At 68.4% G+C, this 1503-nt stretch carries 2 protein-coding genes; both read left to right on the forward strand.

The genetic code is table 11. From position 1 onward, the window contains the following. On the forward strand, positions 1-958 hold a 958-nt coding region (locus tag ACK5M9_RS08385), incomplete at its 5' end, for an IS1380 family transposase (RefSeq protein WP_416892710.1). A 311-nt stretch (positions 959-1269) separates the two neighbouring features. After that, a partial coding sequence (locus tag ACK5M9_RS08390; protein ID WP_416892711.1) for a PfkB family carbohydrate kinase occupies positions 1270-1503 on the forward strand: 234 nt, incomplete at its 3' end.

The raw sequence follows: 1503 nt of genomic DNA on the forward strand, positions 1-1503 counted from the left end.
GCGGCCGGTGTTCGGGCATGCCAAGCAGGGCGCCGGTTTCGGACACACCAAGATCGCCGGCAAGCAGGTACTCCGCAAGGGTCTGTCGCCGTTGGCGACCACGATCAGCACCCGACAGGCCGCTCCGGTCGTGGCCGGGATCCGGCTCCGGGGCGGGAGCAGCGGCTCGGGCAAGGGCGCGGCGTCGATGGTCCGCGAGGCGATCAAGACCGCACAGGCCGCGGGCGTCAGCGGCGAGATCTTGGTGCGTGGCGACTCGGCCTACGGCAACAGCGCGGTCGTGGCCGCGTGCCTGAAGGCAGGCGTCCGGTTCTCGGTCGTGCTGACCAAGAACCCGGCGGTCACCCGGGCCATCGCCGCGATTCCCGCCGATGCCTGGGCCCCGGTGCACTACCCCGGGGCCGTGGCCGACCCGGACACCGGGGAGCTGATCAGCGACGCCGAGGTCGCCGAGATCAGGTTCACCGCGTTCGCCTCTACCAAGCATCCGGTCACCGCCCGGCTGGTGGTGCGCCGGGTCCGCGACCGGGCCAAGCTCGATGAGTTGTTCCCGGTGTGGCGTCACCACCCGTTCTTCACCAACAGCACCGAGCCAACCGTCGAGGCCGATCTCACCCACCGCCGGCACGCGATCGTCGAGACCGTGTTCGCCGACCTGATCGACGGACCTCTGGCGCACCTGCCCTCGGGACGGTTCGCCGCCAACGGCGCCTGGGCGATCTGCGCCATGATCACCCACAACCTGCTCCGCGCCGCCGACGCCCTCGACCCACATCGGTCGGCACCGGCTCGCGGCGCGACGCTGCGCCGCCCGCTCATCCACATCCCAGCCCGGCTCGCCCGGCCACAACGCCGGCCCGTGCTGCACCTGCCCGAGCACTGGCCCTGGGCCAACAAGTGGCTGGCGATCTGGACCGCAGTCCTCGGTCAGGCCAACGCGCCCCCAGTAGCTGCCTGAGTCCCCGTCCACCGCCGCGAAGGCACGACCAGAAGAACCCGAAGTGGAAAGGCTGGGCAGACCAGCGGCTCCACCACACCCGCAGGCCCGGCCACCACCCCCAAAACACGACGAGGCTGCCCCGCCAGTCATTCCACGGATTCAGGCTAAGCAAGAACAATTCTCCCAGATCAGGAGCACTTTCCCTTCCCTGTTACGTCACACGGGCCGGGTCACCATGGAAGCCCGAGGCTATCCACGGTCTGAGGGTGCGTGTACTGTAATCGATTGCTAGTACCCTACGCGGCACCTCACCGGATCGAGAGAAGCCCATGAACGCTCAGGCACCGAGGCCAGAGATCATCTGCATCGGGATGTCGGTGGTTGACGTGCTGGTACGCGGTTTTCATGTGCCCGCACCGAACTCGACCGAATTCGTCGATGAGGTTCGCATCCATGGCGGAGGCGATGCCCACAACCAGGCCATCGCCCTTGGGCACCTCGGGCATCGCGTCGCGCTAGCCACTCGGACTGGCGATGACGCCCCGGGGAGGATCGTCCACACC

The organism is Mycobacterium sp., assembly GCF_047975165.1.
GTDB lineage: Bacteria > Actinomycetota > Actinomycetes > Mycobacteriales > Mycobacteriaceae > Mycobacterium.